At 54.2% G+C, this 18,860-nt stretch carries 18 protein-coding genes and 3 tRNA genes; 12 read left to right on the top strand and 9 right to left on the bottom strand.

Features of this window, described 5'->3' with window-relative positions:
* Positions 1-13: 13 nt before the first annotated feature.
* The 4 genes from htpX to ABCO64_RS07695 all read left to right on the top strand — a co-directional run bounded on the left by htpX (position 14) and on the right by ABCO64_RS07695 (position 2,295).
* Positions 14-895: a zinc metalloprotease HtpX gene (gene htpX, locus ABCO64_RS07710; protein WP_253459114.1), complete on the top strand. Its 882-nt coding sequence runs from the start codon at positions 14-16 to the stop codon at positions 893-895.
* Between the two features lie 92 nt (positions 896-987).
* Positions 988-1,058: transfer RNA gene (locus ABCO64_RS07705), tRNA-Gly, on the top strand.
* Between the two features lie 62 nt (positions 1,059-1,120).
* The gene (locus ABCO64_RS07700) at positions 1,121-2,116 is read left to right on the top strand and encodes a cache domain-containing protein (protein WP_253459111.1); all 996 of its coding nucleotides are present in this window, start codon (positions 1,121-1,123) and stop codon (positions 2,114-2,116) included.
* A 105-nt stretch (positions 2,117-2,221) separates the two neighbouring features.
* Positions 2,222-2,295, top strand: a tRNA-Val gene (locus ABCO64_RS07695).
* 157 nt (positions 2,296-2,452) lie between these two features.
* Here the strand turns inward: ABCO64_RS07695 and ABCO64_RS07690 are convergent.
* Complete coding sequence (locus ABCO64_RS07690) at positions 2,453-3,478, bottom strand: hypothetical protein (RefSeq protein WP_253459108.1); 1,026 nt, start codon at positions 3,476-3,478, stop codon at positions 2,453-2,455.
* Positions 3,479-3,684: 206 nt separating this feature from the next.
* On the opposite strand from ABCO64_RS07690, the gene ABCO64_RS07685 reads away from it, so the two are divergent.
* Entirely contained in the window at positions 3,685-4,539 is an 855-nt protein-coding gene (locus ABCO64_RS07685; protein WP_343089317.1) for a tetratricopeptide repeat protein, read from the top strand.
* Positions 4,540-4,548: 9 nt separating this feature from the next.
* On the opposite strand, the gene ABCO64_RS07680 is transcribed toward ABCO64_RS07685, so the two are convergent.
* From ABCO64_RS07680 to ABCO64_RS07670, 3 genes are read right to left on the bottom strand one after another with little or no spacing between them, the layout of a single operon-like run.
* On the bottom strand, positions 4,549-4,968 hold the full coding sequence (locus ABCO64_RS07680; protein WP_253459102.1) for a rhodanese-like domain-containing protein: 420 nt from the start codon (positions 4,966-4,968) through the stop codon (positions 4,549-4,551).
* 52 nt (positions 4,969-5,020) lie between these two features.
* Positions 5,021-5,737, bottom strand: a complete 717-nt coding sequence (locus ABCO64_RS07675; protein WP_253459098.1) for a glycerophosphodiester phosphodiesterase — start codon at positions 5,735-5,737, stop codon at positions 5,021-5,023.
* Between the two features lie 8 nt (positions 5,738-5,745).
* Positions 5,746-7,311, bottom strand: a complete 1,566-nt coding sequence (locus tag ABCO64_RS07670; protein WP_253459095.1) for a beta-ribofuranosylaminobenzene 5'-phosphate synthase — start codon at positions 7,309-7,311, stop codon at positions 5,746-5,748.
* Positions 7,312-7,400: 89 nt separating this feature from the next.
* Here ABCO64_RS07670 and ABCO64_RS07665 point away from each other — a divergent pair, with 89 nt between their 5' ends.
* From ABCO64_RS07665 to ABCO64_RS07640, 6 genes are all read left to right on the top strand, one after another.
* The gene (locus tag ABCO64_RS07665) at positions 7,401-7,856 is read left to right on the top strand and encodes a PPC domain-containing DNA-binding protein (RefSeq protein ID WP_253459092.1); all 456 of its coding nucleotides are present in this window, start codon (positions 7,401-7,403) and stop codon (positions 7,854-7,856) included.
* Between the two features lie 141 nt (positions 7,857-7,997).
* Positions 7,998-8,654, top strand: coding sequence for an SAM-dependent methyltransferase (locus ABCO64_RS07660; RefSeq protein WP_253459089.1), 657 nt, complete (start codon positions 7,998-8,000; stop codon positions 8,652-8,654).
* On the top strand, positions 8,651-9,526 hold the full coding sequence (locus ABCO64_RS07655; RefSeq protein ID WP_253459087.1) for a nicotianamine synthase family protein: 876 nt from the start codon (positions 8,651-8,653) through the stop codon (positions 9,524-9,526). The genes ABCO64_RS07660 and ABCO64_RS07655 overlap by 4 nt, the downstream gene beginning before the upstream one ends.
* Entirely contained in the window at positions 9,523-11,277 is a 1,755-nt protein-coding gene (locus ABCO64_RS07650) for a ferrous iron transporter B (RefSeq protein WP_253459084.1), read from the top strand. The genes ABCO64_RS07655 and ABCO64_RS07650 overlap by 4 nt, the downstream gene beginning before the upstream one ends.
* 5 nt (positions 11,278-11,282) lie before the next feature.
* On the top strand, positions 11,283-12,296 hold the full coding sequence (locus tag ABCO64_RS07645; RefSeq protein WP_253459081.1) for a flippase-like domain-containing protein: 1,014 nt from the start codon (positions 11,283-11,285) through the stop codon (positions 12,294-12,296).
* A 229-nt stretch (positions 12,297-12,525) separates the two neighbouring features.
* Positions 12,526-12,669: a hypothetical protein gene (locus tag ABCO64_RS07640; protein ID WP_253459078.1), complete on the top strand. Its 144-nt coding sequence runs from the start codon at positions 12,526-12,528 to the stop codon at positions 12,667-12,669.
* A gap of 2 nt (positions 12,670-12,671) precedes the next feature.
* On the opposite strand, the gene ABCO64_RS07635 is transcribed toward ABCO64_RS07640, so the two are convergent.
* Positions 12,672-14,420, bottom strand: a complete 1,749-nt coding sequence (locus ABCO64_RS07635) for a serine hydrolase domain-containing protein (protein ID WP_253459075.1) — start codon at positions 14,418-14,420, stop codon at positions 12,672-12,674.
* Positions 14,420-15,115, bottom strand: a complete 696-nt coding sequence (locus ABCO64_RS07630; RefSeq protein WP_253459072.1) for a SagB/ThcOx family dehydrogenase — start codon at positions 15,113-15,115, stop codon at positions 14,420-14,422. The genes ABCO64_RS07635 and ABCO64_RS07630 overlap by 1 nt, the downstream gene beginning before the upstream one ends.
* 79 nt (positions 15,116-15,194) lie before the next feature.
* On the opposite strand from ABCO64_RS07630, the gene ABCO64_RS07625 reads away from it, so the two are divergent.
* Entirely contained in the window at positions 15,195-15,665 is a 471-nt protein-coding gene (locus ABCO64_RS07625) for a peptidylprolyl isomerase (RefSeq protein WP_253459067.1), read from the top strand.
* A gap of 14 nt (positions 15,666-15,679) precedes the next feature.
* Here ABCO64_RS07625 and ABCO64_RS07620 read toward each other — a convergent pair whose 3' ends face one another.
* From ABCO64_RS07620 to ABCO64_RS07610, 3 genes are all read right to left on the bottom strand, one after another.
* Positions 15,680-16,507, bottom strand: coding sequence for an ATP-binding protein (locus tag ABCO64_RS07620; protein WP_253459064.1), 828 nt, complete (start codon positions 16,505-16,507; stop codon positions 15,680-15,682).
* Positions 16,497-18,464: an anaerobic carbon-monoxide dehydrogenase catalytic subunit gene (gene cooS / locus ABCO64_RS07615; protein WP_253459061.1), complete on the bottom strand. Its 1,968-nt coding sequence runs from the start codon at positions 18,462-18,464 to the stop codon at positions 16,497-16,499. Before cooS ends, ABCO64_RS07620 begins: the two co-directional genes overlap by 11 nt.
* Positions 18,465-18,726: 262 nt before the next feature.
* A tRNA-His gene (locus ABCO64_RS07610) sits at positions 18,727-18,799 on the bottom strand.
* Between the last annotated feature and the right edge of the window lie 61 nt (positions 18,800-18,860).

Below are 18,860 nucleotides of genomic sequence, written 5' to 3'. Positions count from 1 at the left end.
AAAAATAAAGGGTATGAAATGGAAGCGCGACTTTGGCCTCACGACGAGGGTTATGATAACGTGGTTTTTACTGCTCCTTGTCTACCTCGTCTTCCTCACGGTACTGGGTGCTGTACTGGGGCTGTCACTCCAGCTTCTGATAGGAATTGCTTTTGTGATGGCATTCAGCCAGTATTATTTCTCAGATAAGCTTGTGCTGATGAGTACTGGTGCACGGGTTGTTGAGGAAGATGAGTATCCCGAGCTGCACCGGATGGTTGAGCGGCTCTGTGCCACTGCTGATATGCCAAAGCCTCGTGTGGCAATTATGCAGTCTCCGGTTCCAAATGCATTTGCAACCGGCAGAAGTCCTAAAAAGGGCGTTGTGGCTGTGACCGACTCGATCATGCGGCTTCTGACAAAGGATGAGCTTGAGGCTGTTGTTGCCCATGAGCTTGCCCATATCAAGAACCGTGATGTGATGACGCTGACGATTGCAAGTTTCCTTGCGATGGTTGCGGCACTGATCATCCAGAACGCACTCTTTGCCTCGCTTTTTGACAGGCGGGAAGGCAATCCCTGGATCATTGCCTGGATTGTTGCGATCCTGGTCTGGGTTGCGGCAACCCTGCTCATCCGGATGCTCTCAAGGTACCGCGAGTTTGCAGCAGATCGGGGCTCTGCATATATCACCAATAATCCGCAGGCTCTCTCCAATGCCCTTATGAAGATCAGCAGCAGAATGGAGGCTGTTCCACCGGCGAAGAAACAGGAGGTTGAAGGTGCAAATGCGTTCTTCATCATCCCTGCGCTCTCCGGCCAGTCCCTGATGGAGCTCTTCTCAACCCACCCCCCGCTTGAGAAGCGGATCGAAAACCTGGAAAAGGTGAACCAGGAGATTCGGGGAGGATGGTAACAACCTTCCTTTTTTTTTCCGAAGAAACAGAAGCAGTGAACGCTCGTTACACAATCCTTAAATCTCTTCAGCATCAATATAAATGACGCATTGCATCGATGGTCTAGTGGTATGACTTTGGCCTTCCAAGCCAATAGCCCGGGTTCAATTCCCGGTCGATGCACTTTTCTTCCCTATTTTCACAAACGTTATCTTTTTGGCATCTTCTCCCAATGAACAACTATAATGAAATACTGGATTGTTGGTCTCTTCCTGGTGCTGCTGCTTGCCTGTGCCGGGTGTGTTGCTGAAGAGGAGCCGGTACCGGATGATTTTGTCTCTGTTGATTCTGTTTGTCCATCCGGGGAGGGGCAGTATGCGACCATGACGATTTCGTCACTTGAGTCATATATGCAGGATGCCGTATCATATGCGGCAGATGCCGGAAAAGAAGAGGCTCTGGCTGTATTTGGTGATCCTGATGGTGCGTTTTCCTATGGCGGCTGGTATGTTTATGCCTATGATGATGACTGCATCCTGCTTGCCCATCCCTATGAAACCCGGAGTGTCGGGCTTAACCGATCCGACTGGAGAGACAGCCGGGGCCTGCCGGTGATCCGGATAGGCCGGGACGTTGCCCTTGCAGGCGGGGGATTCATCACCTATCTCTATCCGCGCCCCTCAGAGGCCGGGATCGATGAGGCGGCATATGAAACCTATGAGCCGAAGCTTGGGTATGTCCTCCCGGCAGGCGAGGGCTGGTGGATCGGATCCGGTGTTGCCCTCACTGACCTCAGTCCTCATGAGCCGCACCCCCCGGTTGTCTCCGGGATGATTGCGCTGGTTGAGGACGGGGCCCTCTATGCTCTATCAGAGGGGGATGAGGCGGCCCTTACTGAGATATCGGATCTCAACGGGAGGTTTGTGAATGAACAGGGCCATTATCTCTATGCCTACCGGTATGACGGGACACTGATCGGGCATCCGCACCTGGCTGCAAAAATCGGGATGGATCTCAGCGGCAGGGAATGCATCTATGGCATGACGGTGATCCAGTCTCTCGCAGAGGCAGCAGGGGAGGGCGGCGGTTTTGTTGTCTTTATCTGGCCAAACCCTGATGAAGGGAACCGCGAGGAGCTGAAAATAGGCTATGTCCTCCCGGTGAATGATGAGTGGTGGCTTGGGTCGGGTGTATACCTGAGCGAGGTGACGGGAGAGTATACGCCGGTTGGCGGGCCCTGAATACTCACTATTTTTATTCATATCTGCCTTTCACCCGGTTCTTTCCTTTTGAAAAGCCTTATCTCCGAGAATGAAGAATAGAATAAGCATAGAATCAGTGCACCCGGACCCGTGGTCTAGCTGGTTATGACGTCGCCTTCACACGGCGAAGATCTCGTGTTCGAATCACGACGGGTCCATGTTTTTCTCCATGTTTTCTGTTTTGCATTTCAGCGAGATGCTGAATCTGTTGGTTCCTCACGTACTTGTTTTTGATAGTCAAAAGATGGTTGCCGGGCAGGAAACCTCCGGAACAGGTGTTATCCATCTCTTTTTGACTAGCTCTCACACGTCACTTTACCGCCGCATCCATCCAAACACCGCCACAACAAAGAGAGCTGCGAAGCTTGCATAGAGGAGCGGGGTCTTCTCTGGTTTTGGTGCAGGAGTCTCTGGCTTTGGAATGGCAGGCGTTGGTGCTGGCGTCGCCACGGGCGGCTCCGGCGCCTTTGGCATCTCTTCGATGACGGTGAAGGTGGCAGTGGCACTATGCCCCGTCTTCACCGACTCAACGCTCACCGTGTAGTCGTCAGGGGGGAGGGTGCCGTAATCGATCTCAAAGAAGAACCTCTGTTGGAACGCGTCTCCTGGGATCACCGTTACCACGCCTGCTGTTCCCGGAATTGGATCTGGAACCTGATTTCTGACTGCCTTTGGCATTGGCCCGAACTTTGCTCCGGAAATCTCGACAATGAGATCGCTTCCGGCAGCCAGGTTCGTCTGACCTGTGATGATAAACCTCTCCGCGGTGTATATCTCATCTATCGGGTCGATTGTGATCCAGGGTTCCTCGAGAATAAACGACAATCTCATGTAGGTATCGTCGATATTTGGATTGTCCAGAAGGCGAACGAGCGCCTCTGCGGCGTCAGTTCCCTGGAGCCGGCCGGGTCCTTCCGCTGTGAAGACTCCGGTGCCGGCTGTCCCAACAGTTCCTCTCATCCGTACATAGGTTGTTCCGGGTGTCGTTGTGGTATCTTCGATGACATCGAACCTGTTTGTTCTCATCGGGTGCTGGACGACAACGAAATACTGCCCCGGCGCCATCGTCAGGGTCTCTGAACCCGTGAGTTCGTATGAGAAGTATGCATCGGCTTCAACATGCTGCGTGTCCCGCAGGTAAAAGTTCCGCCCGAAGATCCAGATTGCAACACCAGCATCCGGGCTCCCATAGGCATAGCCTTCGATGAAGACGCTGTCGCCCTTTGCAGTTGACTGAAGTGACCCCGACATGGAGGCAGTAGCTGTTGCGGATATGCCCAGGATCGCGGATAGCAGAATCAGGGCAAGAACTGATTGTAGTTTCCAACTCTTCTGGCTCATTAATATCACCGTTGTTTTTGTATTCCAGGTGGCATCAACGATTCCAATGATGGCAGAGATCAAAATTGTTTCTTCTGTTGGTCATCCCGACGGTGTTTGGGTGTGGAATCATAAGACTGGGAAGGGCGTATTATCATAAGAATCTGGTACCAATCATAACAGGAATCTTCGGAGGTGTTCCTATCAATCCAAAGGCGCTTCAGAAAATGATCAAACGGGGAGAAATAGCTCTTAATACGGGAAAATATGAAGAGGTACTTCATATTTATACTGAAATCCTGAAGAAGAGACCGGATCATGCAGGTTTCTGGATGAAGCATGCAGCCACTCTTACCTGTCTCAAGCGTGATCAGGAGGCTCTGGAGTCATTTGACCGCTCAATTCAGATTCATCCGCTTGATGCGGCTGCCTGGATTGGCCGTGGTGTACTCCTCCATGAGATGGGCAGGAGCGGGGAAGCAGCCGCCTCGATTGCAAAGGCAGAGGAGATTGATCAACATCATCCTGCACTTCGAACTGCACGGGAAAGGCTGAGGAAACCAAAGGATTCTCCTGATTCTGCACCAAAAACCGATCCGGATCTACGGAACTCAAAAAGAGAATATCTTCTCTGGTGTGATTCCCTGAAACAAGCCCGGCGGTTCGATGAGGCGCTCAGGGCGGCAGATGAGGGGCGGAAGAGATGGCCGTGGGATCTGAATTTCCAGAATGTCATGGGTGCGGCGCTGGTGGAATTGAAACGACCTGCTGAAGCCCTCCCTCTTCTTGAGCAAAATCTCTCAATAGATCCGGAGAGTGGATATACCTGGCACTTTCATGGACGGGCATTGATGGATTCTCACCAGTATGTTAAAGCGCTTGAATCCTTTGACGCCGCCCTGTCTCATAATCCGGAGAATGCAAATACGTGGTTCTATCGAAGTATTGTGCTTCACACGCTTGGATTGGTGGAGGAGGCAGAAACATCAATGAAAGAGGCGGCAAGGCTTGATCCGGTTAACATCGGATTGACCGCCTCACGGTATCTGGCTGTCTTCTCAGATCTGCTCAGAAGAACATGATCGATCCCTTCACCTGACAATGGCTCCCCCTGCCATCTCCCAGGCGGAGATCCCTCTCCTGATATTATAGACGTTCATAAACCCCTCCTCTTCCATAATCCGGAGTGCAGAACTGCTCTTTCCTCCAGCTGCACAGTAGATGAGGTACGTTCCATCTCGATCGAGCTTCCCCAATCCTTCAGTAAATGATGAGGAGATATCGATATTCACTGCACCGGGGATATGCCCGGCAGCATACTCGCCAGCTGTCCGTACATCAATAATGGTAAGGGTTGGATCAAGGCTGATCAGCAGAATCGCATCTCCTGCTGAAATTGTCTGGAGCGCTTGAGCCGGAGAGCTCTCCATGGATTCACCCTGGCTGGCGCATCCGGATACGGCAAGCAGCATGAGAAGAACTGCCGCTGCCGAAAGGATCGCTGTTCGCATAGGATCTCTATTGCCTTACTCCGGATATCTGTTTTTCCTGCCGGTATCGCTGCTATGAATCAGATGGTGCCTCTTCTGCATCTCCTGCACTCCTGAAAGAGCCAAAGAATGCCCGTGCCGAATGCGGATCATCGGTTACAACTCCGTACACTCCGATTTTGGAGGCTTTTTCGAACTCCTCTTCCGAATTGAGTGTCCATGCAATCACTTTGAGATCAGCGTTCCCTGCGGAATCCATACGCTCCTCTGTTACGTCCATAAACTGCGGAAGGATATATGATGCCGGGATAGCTTCCGCCACCCATACCGGATCAGCACCGGGAGAGCGGAAGATATACCCAATCCCTACATCCGGGAGGAGGGGAGCGATCCGGCGGAGGCAGTCGGCATCAAAGGAGGCGATAAGCAACCTGGAAAGCCCCGCCTCCCGAACCATCGCCGCAACCTGCTCCTCGTAGCCCCCCTCCTTCAGCTCGATTACAAGCCCGCATCCGCCGGTATCAAGGGCAAGCACCTCGGCGAGTGTTGGTATCGGCTCTCCCTCCCCTGCATCGAGCCTCTTCAGCTCAGTAAGGGTATAATCCCGGACAAAGCCGGTTCCATTGGTTGTCCGGTCCAGCGTCGGATCGTGGATCACAACCGGCACGGAATCCCGGCTGATCCGTACATCTATCTCGACATAATCTGCATACCTGCTCCCCTCGAGGAGTGCGGCAATGGTATTCTCAGGGCAGAGAGCACGGGCTCCCCGGTGGCCGATGATGATCATTACCCTGATTATCCCCTCCTCACAACTGCCCCGCAGTTCCTTGCCGATACCTCCTCAACCGTGCCGCCTATACCCGCAAGCGCCCTTCGTGCAGCTTCAGCGACCCTGGTATCGCCTTTCCGGATGATTGCAAAGACCGTCGGGCCAAACGAGGAGAGCCCGGCCCCGTATGCACCAGCCTCACAGAGCAGGGTGGGGAGGTTCCGGACGTTATCCGGCTGAAGCTCCACTTCGTGCCGCTTGAACCCGATCTCCTGGAGCCGGTTCACCACGCGTCCGAATTCATGCATATCGCCTTCGACAAGAGCCGGGAGCATCTGCATCATCACGAGATGGCAGATCTCCTGCACCTCTGCACGCGGTACCGGGCAGTATTCCGAGAAGATATCCACCTCGGCCTTCTCTGAGGCACCGGGTACCGTATCCGGCGTAACAAGCAGGATCCCCCAGTCTTCCGGGAAGGGATGACGGATCGTGACCGGTGCAGGCGTCACCCCGCGTGAGGCAGAGGAAGGCCTGAAATCTGTCTTCTCCTGATCAGATCCAAACCGGTGGCCTCCGTCAATGATGAACCCTCCCGCATCAAAAGCAGCCGTTCCGATCCCGGATGTCCCCCCACGGCCGGTGATCCTGGCAAGTTCCAGTGGTGTTGCCTCTCTCCCGAAGAGTTCTGCCACGGCCTTTGCTGCTGCCAGTGCAATCTGTGTTCCGCTGCCAAGACCTGCATGCCGTGGGAGGAGGGTATGCAGGATGATTCCGGCACCGCCGGTAAGTCCAAAGGCATTCATCACAGCATCTGCTGCCTCTGCTGCACGCTGCCTGCTCTCTTCATCGCCACCATGCACAGATACCCGGTCAGCTGCCCGCGCCTCAACAAGGATATGCGGCCGGTCAAGCGTGATCCCGATCCCCCCGTCAACGCGTCCCAGGCTCCCGTTGAGGTCGATCAACCCAAGGTGTATGCGGGATGGGGCATCCACGATGACTCTTTTCGTATCAGCAAAAGTACCGGATGGAAAGATCTCGGTGATCACCATCAGGGGCTCGTCTTTATGGATGATCCGGTACCGCCGTGCAAAGAGCGGCTCTCCGGGGAGAATGCCAAAGACATCCGCAAGATGCTCGTCTGCCGGATACGAATCGATAGTCAGGATCTCCCGGCGCGACTCAATTTTGTGTTTTTTGAGAATTATTCCGATAGGAATATCGGCTTTCATCATATCAGTTTTCATCCCTGATGCAAGCCGGTCTATCGGGGTATAGGAGATGGCATAGATGAGTGGCCGTCCTCCTTTCCCTTCACCGAGATCAACAATCCGGTGATTGACGGAATCACCCTCGCGAATTGCTAGCAGGCGTGATACCTCACGATCTGCACTGAGTACCTCCTGGAGCCGGGTCTTCACCCCCACATTCGACTCGGTTGCAAGCGACAGAAGATGGGTGACTGAGCCGTCCGTTCCAAGGAGCACCTTCTGAAATGGTGACAAACTCCCGGTATACATCTCGATCTCTCTCATACGCATGGCGATCTCGGTTGGGCCAAGCGGATGGATCGAATCTTTTAAATCCATTATGATCCGGTAGTGACGCAGGGGTTTTTACCACTATTGATCGGTCTTTTCAAAAACCATAACATCCATGAACAGCACATATTCCCCGTATGCAGTATTCGGAAGGCAGAGTCGGCCGGGTCTTCTTCATCAGGTTTGATGAAGGCGAGGATCTCATCGAAACAGCCCGCTCATTCATACGGGATCAGCAGATCAGCCATGGGGTACTCTCATTCCTTGGTGCACTCCACTCCGCAGGACTTGTCACGGGCCCTGAAGACGCAGTCATCCCTCCGGTACCTCACCATGAAACAATTGATGGCGGGTGGGAGTGCCTTGGCACCGCCACCATCTACCCCGGTGAGGATGGCCCGTCCCTTCATCTCCATGCCACTGTCGGCCGGGGCCGTGACACGCTCACCGGATGCCTCAGGACAGACTGCAGGGTATATCTTGTTGTTGAGGCGGTCATCTGGGAGGTGCTGGGTATTGAGGGGATCAGGAGGCATGATCCGGCAATTGGTGCAGCTCTCCCCTTCCCTGGTGGTATGAAAGGGGAGGAATGATCAGGCTCACAAACTTCCTGAAACCCTATCAAAAAACTTCGGGTATCGCGTACAAAACCGAAAGAGTTTCGATCCCGATCTCCTCATCCGAATAATGTTCGAATTGTGTTTATTCAAACCAAACAAGATATATCTATGGTAATGAAGCAGTCCGGGTCAGTCGATCAGCAGTATGCATATTCACCGTACTCCCATATACCGCAGCGTGGGGGAGACAGCCAGAGATACCGATCACTTGTGGCACGGATAACAATTGCACTTGAGAAGATCGCAAGCAGGAGTGTGGCAGTCTCCGAGCTGTACTCCCACCCCTACCGCGATGTTGTCGCAAAAGAGATCACACTTGCAGGTATCAGAAGCGGCGAGCATGTGCTGAATATCGGGTGTGGTTCCGTTCCATTCACAGCGATTCATCTTGCGAGGCAGGCGGGTGTGAAGGTGACAGCTCTTGACTGTGATCCGGCTGCAGTGAGATGTGCACGGGACTGTATCAGCCGGCTGCATCTCCAGGATAGCATCAACATTGTCCTCGCCGATGCGGCACTGGATATTCCAACGGGATTTGACGCCGCAATTGTCGCACTCCAGGCAAATCCCAAGGAGGAGATACTCAAAAAACTCCGGGAGACCGGGGGCGATACATCCCGGTATGTCTTCAGGAGTCCGAGTCCTTCCTTCAAAAACAGGTATGACGCCCTTCCGGAGAGCGTCCGGTTTGATGCCTGGATAGATCAGAATATGAAGACTTTCAATAAATCTCTCCTCTACATGGGGAGCAACAGGAGGCAGAACACATGAATAATGTTGAACAGACCTTTGCTCTGAAGCACACGATCAGATCATTTCCCCGGATTGGCAGACTGACAAAGAGCATTGAGTCCTTCTTAAGCAGGTGGCCGGGTATTGGGCATCTCTATGCAGCGCGGCTCTACAGCAGTGTCGTTGATTCCGAGATTGGGCTTGCCGATCTCAGGGAAGGATCACGTATCCTCCATGTCGGGTGCGGTGCACTCCCCTATACCGCACTTCATCTTGCAGAGAAGGGCTTCTCAGTCACCGCAATTGACAGCGATCAGTCTGCCCTTCTTGCTGCAGAGCGCTATGTCAGGCACCACTCTCCGGATGCGGATGTCACGTTTGAGTGCCTGAATGGAGCGAACTGCGATCCCTCTGATTATGATGCAGTCTGGGTCTCCCTCAATGTCGGCCCGAAAGAGGCTGTTGTTCTTCACCTCCTTGGGCATATGCGGAATGGAGCAAAACTCATCTATCGGAACCCGCGAAGTGATAGCAGACTCGCATCTCTTTACTCCCGGATTATACCGGAGCAGTTCGGCTATGACGGCCCCTTCCATGCTATACCAATAGACCGGGTGAAGGAGGCTGTCTGCATCGAGAGGAGCTGCGCATGTGATTACTGTGTGGATCATCCCGGGTCCCTCTGCTCATGTGAGGAATGCCTTGTCCTTGACGATCATCACCTTGAAACGCCGGTCAGGGTGGTCAAAGCGCCCAGCCACCCTGTTATCTCGCCTCTTGGCCTCCGTCCGGGTAAAGAGGTAACCATCCACTGCCGCCATCCCTTTGGCGGCCCCCTTGTGGTTGAGGTCGAAGGACGGCGGATCGCTCTTGCCCGTGAGTTCGCACGCGAAATCTATGTTGAAGAATGAACGGAGCTAACCCGGATCAGCACAGGCGGACGAACCAGGCCAGGGAAAGCCAGGTACTGCTCATCGGTCCGCCAAATATCGGTAAAAGTGTCATCTTCAACAGGTTAAGCGGAATCCATGTGGGGATGGCCAATTATCCCGGCACAACCGTTGATTATACCGAAGGTATTGCACGGTTTGGGGATATCCGGGCACATATTGTTGATACCCCGGGAACCTATACCTTAACAGCCTCCAACGAAGCCGAGGAGGTGGCGGTTGCTTTTCTTGAAAAGAGACCGGATCTTGTCGTCTGTGTCCTGGATGCGTCACATCTTGAGTCCAGCATATTCCTTGCTCTCCAGGTGCTTGAGTTTGGACTGCCGACTCTCGTTGTCGTCAACAGGATGGATCTCTGCAGGGAGCGGGGCCTTCATCTCGACTCAGACGCACTCTCCAAGGAACTTGGTGTACCTGTCCTGACAACAATTGCACTCGACGGGGATGGTGTCGATGAACTCCGGGATCGGATTTCAGCTGCCCTCTCCGGGGATCTGCCTGAACCCGGCAGGCGACAGGACGCATCATGGGAACTCGCCGAATCCATCAAAAACAGGGTGATACAGCGGAGGGGTGGTTCAAAGGAACGGCTTCGGGACAGGATTGGAGATGCCTCGATGCGACCCTGGCCGGGTATTCTCATCGCTCTTCTGGTGATGGCCTCGGTCTTTGGAATCGTGCTTGGTCTTGGTATGGGTCTGCGCCAGTTTATCCTCCTGCCGATTGTCCGTGACTTCATCATCCCCCTGATTGTTACCGGCGTGGATGCCCTGGTTGATCCCGGTCTTCTCCGGAATATCCTGGTTGGAGACTATGGTTTCCTGACCAAGGGTATCGAATGGCCCCTGACCCTGATCATGCCGTATGTGCTCTCGTTCTACCTTGCGCTCTGCATCCTTGAGGACAGCGGTTACCTGCCGCGCCTTGGGGTGATGCTGGACGGTCTTCTGACAAAAATCGGTCTCTCAGGGCCTTCAATCATCCCGCTCCTCCTCGGGTACGGGTGCGGTATCCCGGCGATCATCTCAACCCGTGCCCTCGCGTCACGGAAAAACCGCCTGATGGTTGCGCTGATGGCCTCGATCAGTATTCCGTGCATCGCCCAGACGGGAGCATTCATCTCGCTTCTTGCAGCACAATCACCACTTGCACTTGTATTTGTCGCCTTTCTCTCGTTTGTGACGCTGATTGCATCCGGCGTCATCCTCAACCGTCTTATTCCGGGAAGAACGATGCCGATGGTTATGGAGATGCCCGATCTCCTGATGCCCCGTGCCAGGATGATCGGGAAGAAGATGTGGGTGCAGACCAGGCACTATCTTGTTGAAGCTGTCCCGGCTGTTGTTGGAGGTGTTGCAGTTGCTGCCATCCTCTATGAAACAGGCTGGATGGCCAGGCTTGGCACCTTCATGAGCCCGCTTGTGACAGGCTGGCTTCGGCTGCCGGAAGAGGCTGCTGTACCGCTTCTTCTTGGGATATTCAGGAGAGAATTAACCGTCCTTCCCCTGCTTGACATGAATCTCTCGGTTCTCCAGCTGGTGGTCGGGGCAGTTGTTGCCCTGTATTATGTTCCATGCATTGCGATGATGGCGATACTGTACCGTGAATTCGGTGCGTACTTTGCACTGCTGACATTTGTTATCACGACAGTGCTTGCATTCTTCATTGGCGGCCTCATCGCACATACCGGCGCTTTCTTCATGGTGATCTGAAAAAAATGAAACTGAAGCGGACACATCTCTTGGCTCTTGGTGTTCTGATCATCACGGTTGCATTGTATGCCATTGGAATAGAGGAAATATCGACCATCGCAGGCAGGATGACTCTCTCCGGACTGGTGCTGCTCACCGCACTCCAGCTCTTCACGCTTCTGCTGACGGCATATATCTGGTTCTTCCTGCTCAGGCAGAAGAGTGACAGCGTCCGGCTCTTCCCGGTCTTTCTCATCAGTATGGCCGGGGTCTTTGTCGAGAGTATCACGCCGTCAGTGAAGATCGGGGGGGAGACGATGAAGATCTACCTGATGAAACAGGAGACCGGCCTCTCATACAGCGAACTTGCAGCGGTTGCCATCGTCAGTAAATTCTACTATTTCCTCCCGTTTCTGGCTATAAGCCTGGTCACGCTTGGACTGGCATTCACCTCCATAACCCTTCCCGGGGTTGTCTACCTTGCTTTTGCCGGAGTCCTGCTGCTGACACTCCTCTTCCCGCTCTTCTTCCGGTATCAGAGAAAAGATGCAGGCAGCCCGGGAACTCCTGTATCTGGGATTTCCACAGGCTCCATTCCGGTCTTCACAAAACTCTCTTCCTGCTGGCGCAGGGCAGCCGGGTTCATTGGAGAAGCAGCAGACGAGTCGCGGCATCTTCTGAAGGACTCAAAAAAACATGTTGCTCTCTTCCTGCTGGCACTGGTTGTCTGGGTCTTCTATCCGGTCAAGGTGTATATCGTCTCTCTTCTCCTTGGGTATGAGATCAGTATTCCTGTCATCATCATCGCCACCTTTACCGCCTATCTTGTCAGCATGGTACCGCTCCTCCCGGGAGGTCTTGTGACATTTGAGGGGACGATGGTGCTTGTCCTTGTCTCAGGCGGCCTGCTCCTTCCTGAAGCATTCTCTATTGCAATACTGTCACGGGTGATCACGTTCTGGATTCCGCTTCTGCTCTCAGCAGGCGTGACCTTCTATCTCTTCAGTACCCGGACTATAACTCCTGCACCAGATATATAGCTGCATTCATTGCGGCTGGCTTGCCGGGGATTGCAACCTTTGAGTTCCCTTGGGATCTCAGGTGATCCTGCAGCCGGGTTTGTCCTTCTTGTCAACCGGCTGACACTTCTCTTCGGTTTCCTCGAGCTCTCGAAAAAAAATTTACGAAGGGGTTGCCATCCCCCTGCTTGCTGCGAGCCTCGGTATCACAACCGGACAACTGCATGAGCGGCTTGAGATGTTGGTGCATATGGGCTACCTTCAACGGGATTCCGGATGCACCCATGATGCTGAATCTCCAGATCTCTGTCCAGGCTGCTGCGGCTGTCCGGGTGGTTCCGGGGAACTGCCGGTCCGGTATCTTCTCACGGAAAAAGGCTGGTGGCTTATCTGATCCTAAACGGGAAGCAGCATGCCCCAGAAATGCAGCCAGATCAAAAAGAGGATAGAGACTCCCGCAATCAGCATGCCAGCAGCATCTCGCTGGTGTCGCAGGTGCAGGAGCAAAAGACCCGTTGCTCCGGCTGTCAGGATGGGTATGGCGCGTATCACCGAAAAGAATGGTGGTGTGCCGAAGAGGAGGCCGAAAAACTGGATCGATCCGAAGAAGAGCAGCAGGAAGAGGATAGCGCTGCCTGCGACACCAGTGATAAGGATGAGCGTCTTCTTCGTTTCCCGATCATCTGTCTCCCTGACCCGCTTTCCCCCGATCACGGCGCCTGAGAGAAAGATCCCTCCGAAGAAGAGGAGGAGCAGGGTGTGGAGTTCTGGAGCCAGGGACAAGGGTGCCCGCTTCCACCCGATTGTCGGGAGACTGTCCATGAAGAGCCACTCTTCTCCATCAATCTCCGCAAAGACCAGCCGATCATGGGTGTTTCTCCCGACAAAATAGCCGGGCTCGATCTCGCTATACCGGGCAGCACCAATGAGTATCTCTTCACCGTCTGCAACAACCCTGGTGAACACCTCGTCGCGTCCAAGGATCAGCACCATCCTCTCAAACCCGTCAGCCGGGGTGCGGGACGAGAGATATCTGCCGGCATATGCATCTTTTGGTCCCGGAACCGGCTCATGTACCTCAGCACGCCCCTCTTCAGGAAGCACGCTCATCAGAAAGGCGTTCATGAGGTTTAACCGCTCTCCGGGACCGTCTGTGCCGGTATAGCAGACGTAGATGCCGATATCCTGGTCCGGAACGATTGCAAGGAGGGTGGAGGTGCCGGGGACGTCGCCTGCATGCCAGAGCACCCGGTTCCCTTTCACAAGCCGTTCATTGAACCCCCCGGCGGTGATGCCGGAGAGCCGCTCGTCATGGGTGAATGCCTGCTGGTATGCACCATTGCCTGCTTCCATCCGGTGGATCATATAGAGGCCCATATCGTATGCGGTCGAATGAATCCCCCCGGATGGCGGGTATCTCGAATAGACGGGAATTCCTTCGGTAAGAACTGTTCCCGGAGAATGCCGGGCAAGGTCTTCATTCATTGGCTCGCTGACCGCAGTCGACCTCATATTGGCAGGCTCAAGGATCTCACGTGTCACATATGTTTCATAGGACTCTTTTGAGACTGCCTCTATGACTGCTCCGCCAAGTGATCCTCCGATATTTGAATACGCGGCGATCCTGCCTGGAGGGCGGACGCGATTCGGCTGTATCCGGGCATATGCATCAAATGAAGGGAGGATCTCATCAGGGTTCTGCGTGAATATACCGCTTGCCACCTCGTCAAGCCCTGCGGTATGGGTCACCAGGTGGTGGAGGGTGATCGGCTCAGGGTAGGTCTCTTTGATGATCGGTTCGTTCAGATACGTATTCACATCAGACTCAAAATCCACCCTCCCCTCATCAGCAAGGAGGTGGAGTGCCTCCCAGGTGAAGAGTTTTGAGACTGATCCGATTGGGAGAAGCGTCTGATGCGGATCAAGCGGGTATGTTCCGTCCACATCGGCTGTCCCATATCCACGGATGAAGACGATCTCGCCATCAATGACAACTGAAACGACCGCACCAAAGATCCCAGGAGATCTCAGATCGGCATTCAGTATCGGGTCGATGATATCCTCGATCTCATCTCCTTCAAGAGCAGAAGCTGTACTGAAAAGGATAACCAGGAAGAAAAGGGTGATGAAATATCGCCAGTTCATCAGATTCTCCCAACAGGCATCAGGTAGAGGGGGATCTCGTCACCTGGCAGCCCCATCAGTTCCTGGACGGCAGCTTCGTCAAAAGCACCGATAGCAACTGTCCCAAGCCCATGTGATGCTGCAACCAGGTAACAGTTCTGGGAGACATGGCCTGCCTCCATCCAGGTATATCGTTCTGCCCGGTCTCCATACCGCCCCCGTGTCCGCTCATAGATTCCTGAGATCACAAATGTTACCGGTGCTTCTGCTGGCATCTGCTGGCCAAGGGATGCAGCAGCCAGATCTGATCGTATGTCCCTGTCATGGATCATCTCAAGATCATGCGTATCAGGGTGGTACCGGTATGCTCCGGGTGCGATCCCGTCCACCTTCCCGACTGCCACGGTCACTTCCAGGGGATAGAGTGCACCGGCAGACGGCGCTGTCCTGAATCCGCGGGGATCGGTTATCCCCTGCATGCTCCAGAGGAGGATGGAGAGTTCAGTTGGTTTCAGGGGGTCATCTGTATAGGATCGAACCGATCTCCGTTCCCGGAGTGCTTCCTCAAGGGTTGCCGTTCCGGTGAGATCAGGCTGCGGAAGCGAGATTCTGCCTTCGTTAAGCGTTTCTGTTTCCCCGTCCTCAACTCCTGTACAGAGAGCGGTGGCTACACAAGCGATAACCAGAATTACTGCGAACCATATCAACCGCACCATATATGCCTCCCTTGTTTTTTGCCTTAAAAAGAGTTGTGGGTAAGAACCATTATTGATCCCTGGAGCCAACGTATCCTGCATGACTGAACTGCAGAAAGGGCAGAAGGTTCTCCTGAAGACCACGATGGGCGATATTACCATCGAACTCTTTGATGACATGCCGGTGACCGCAGGAAACTTTGCCGATCTTGTCCGGAAAGGCTTCTACAATGGCGTTATCTTTCACCGGGTGATCGCAGGCTTTATGATCCAGGGCGGAGATCCGACCGGCACCGGCACCGGAGGCCCGGGATACACCATCAAAGACGAATTCTCTCCAACAAGGAAGAACATGCGGGGGACACTTGCCATGGCAAATGCAGGCCCAAATACCGGTGGCAGCCAGTTCTTCATCAACCTGGTCAACAACAACTATCTTGACTCAAAACACCCGGTCTTTGGCCAGGTTGTCGAGGGGATGGAAGTTGTCAATGACATCGGCAAGACAAAGACTGATCGGCATGATCGACCAAAGACCGAGGTCAGGATCGAGTCCGCGACCCTGGTCTGAATCTCATTTTTTTCTTATTCCCCAAGCAGTGTGCCTGCAATCTCTGCAATGGTCTCTGCAACGTCTGGGCCGGCAGACTGTGTGAGTGCCCGGAGCGACTCTGATGAAGCAAGCCCGTCAAAATACGGTATCCTGTAGATTATAGAGAAAGGGTGATCATCTCCAAGCACTGCCAGTGCTGTTTGGTACTCTTCATCGTCCCTGACCTTGTTGATGACGAGCCTGCAGTTCATAATGCCGATTTCCGATGCAAGGTGCGCTGTCCTGCATGCGGTCCTGAGTGCATTCCGGTTAGGTTCTGATACAGAAATCAGGTCTGAAAACCCCCTGCCAAGACCCCGGCCGAAGTGTTCGAGGCCTGCTGGTGTGTCCATCAGAACTGCCTCCCCCTCGCTCACTTTCACCTGGCGGACGATCTGGGAGACCAGGGTGTTCTCAGGGCAGAGGCACCCGCCGCCAGCTGAAGCAACTGTTCCCATCACGAGGAGGGAGATCCCATCATCTGTCCGGACAGCACAGCGGTCTGCAATATCCGAGAGATCAGGGTTGAGATTGATGATCCCGCCCCTGCCGATTTTCTCCTCGATATATACCCTGTTCTTTGTGATGGGGATGATATTGTCTGTTGAATGTCCGAGCAGGTGAGCGAGATCCTCCTGTGGGTCTGCATCAATTGCAAGGACAGAGATTCCGTCTTCTGCGAGTCTGCCTGCGAGAAGAGCGGTGACGGTGGTCTTGCCGACACCGCCTTTTCCGCTGACGATCACCCGGATCCCGGGGAGGGGTCCGGTTTGTCTTTTCTGGAGCCTTCTCCGGGGACTTCTCCTCTTCTCAGATGCCAAGCGCCTTCCTCTTCTCTTCGATATGGTCAATAATCAGCTCTGCTGCCTTCACGGGATCGGGTTCAACTGCAAATGATGCATGCACGACATCATGTAACCCGGTTGTCAGCAGATCGACGACTGCCTGGCTGCCTGTGATGTTCGGCATGGGTCCAAGGACGGTGTAGACACCGGATGCGACAAAGTATGCACCGATGGCAACAGCCTTCTGGGAGTACCACTCGGGTGCTGCGCCTGCAACCGGGAGCTGGTGGATCCCAACACCAAGCGTGTTCCCAAGTGCGGCGAGGAGGACGAGTATCCGTGAACAGTCGACACAGGATCCCATGTGCAGGACAGGCGGGATGCCGACAGCCTTGCAGACGGCCTTTAACCCGTCACCTGCGAGGAAGGCAGCATCCGGGGTGAGCAGCCCGGCTTTTCCGGACGCAACAGCTGCACATCCGGTCTCGACACAGAGGATATCATGTTTGATCAGCTCTTTTGAGAGGGTGACATGGCCATAGTCATGCTTGATCTTTGGGTTATTGCACCCGACAATCCCGACTGCGCCGCGGATCCTGCCGTCTGCCACCGCATCAACAAGCGGCTGGAGGCTGCCCCCAAGGGCTTCAGTGATCGCCTCAACCGAGAACCCTGCATGGACTGCAACCGGCTTTCCCGGTATGTGGATCTTCTCACCGTTCCGGTTCCTGTAGTTCCGGACAGCTGATCTGACGATCGTATCGGCTGCTTCGGTTGCGTTCTCTGCAGAGAACTCCACGTAGTACGAGCCGGGTACCTTTGCTTTTGGGCTTGTCGAGATGATCTGTGTATGGTAGCAGCTTGCGGTTCGCGGAAGCGAGGGGAAGATGCACTGGTAATCGACAACCATTGTGTCGAGTGCACCGGTTGCGATGACGAGCTCCTGGTTGAAGTGATTGCCTGCCATCGGCACTCCCCGCCGCATCAGGAGCTCGTTTCCGGTGCAGCAGAGCCCGACGAGGTTGATGCCGGCTGCCCCGTTTTCCGTTGCGAGCTTCTGCATTTCATCGCTTTCTGCTGCCTGGACTATCATCTCCGAGAGCATCGGGTTGTGGCCATGGAGCGCGATATTCACCTGATCTTCTTTTATGACACCGAGGTTGATGCTTGACTCACAGGGTGTCGGTGTTCCAAAGAGGACATCTGAGATCTCTGTTCCCATCATGGATCCCCCCCATCCGTCAGCCAGTGCGCACCTGAGCCCGTGAAGGAGGATGTTTGCATAGTGGGCGCCGACGCCCATCTGGATTCTGTGCATCGCCTCAACGATCTCGCGGTCAACACCCCGTGGAAGGATGCCGGTCTCTTTCCAGATTGTATAGGTTGCTTCCGGCGCACGGCGGCAGAATTCGATCTCGCCTTTGATGGTCCCAAACTCTTCAAGCAGGGCAAGTGCCAGATCGTGCGCAACCTCGGTTGCCTCCTTATCTGTCGGGATGTTGTACTCTTCGGCAAGTGCAAAGAGTTTCTCGGGATCGGTTATGGTATAGCCCTGTGCTTCACCCTTGCCGACGAGGAGCAGGGTCTCGACGATCTCCCTGCCATGATCCGAGTGTGACGCGGCACCTGTTGCAAGCGTGTCAAGCAGGTTTCGTGCAACAATCAGATCGGCATCTGCCCCGCAGACGCCGCGTACCCGGTTCTTCTCAGGGATGATCCGGCAGGGGCCCATTGTGCAGCGGGCGCATGAGAGGCCGGTTACACACCATTTACAGGCAGGCTCCTGCATCTCGCTTCGGTCCCAGACCGTCTCGAGCCCCTCTTTCAGGCAGTGTTCAATTGATTTCTTTGCCAGTTCATCAATCGTCCGCTCTTCGACCTTCTGCTGAATGACTTTTGGGTTCATGAGCGCCATCTTCGCACGGTCGATCTCGCAGGTCTCCATCTTATCTCCGATGAGCTGCGGTTTTGGTTTCTTCTCTCCATCAGACATACCTTATCACTCCAGCACGCGTCCGATTCACCAGCTATCGGCATCGCACACAGCGATGAAGGAACATCATGCGTCTTATAAGTATCGCAAAAGGTCTCGCAACAGTCTCGCAACAGTCTCGCACAAGGTGAGATGCCGGGAGGGTGAGAAACCGGGTATTCCGGATGATGCGTCTCTGCTTCAGAGGGGATCATGCCCTGAGCGTATGCGTCATGGGAGGTCTTGGAAAAGTTTGTGCCTGGGCTTTAAAACAGGTGATTCAGGCCAGGGCCGGGACTCGAACCCGGGTCAAAGGATCCACAGTCCTATAGGATGTCCAGCTACCCTACCCTAGCATAAATGCTCTTTATTGTTGTTGGTAAACACTATTTAAGCTAACGGAACAACTCTATTGGA

Origin of the sequence: Methanocalculus natronophilus (genome assembly GCF_038751955.1) — an archaeon.
In the GTDB taxonomy this organism is placed as follows: domain Archaea; phylum Halobacteriota; class Methanomicrobia; order Methanomicrobiales; family Methanocorpusculaceae; genus Methanocalculus; species Methanocalculus natronophilus.
Note: the sequence above shows the minus strand (reverse complement) of the source record. Positions and strands in the feature narration are given on the sequence as shown.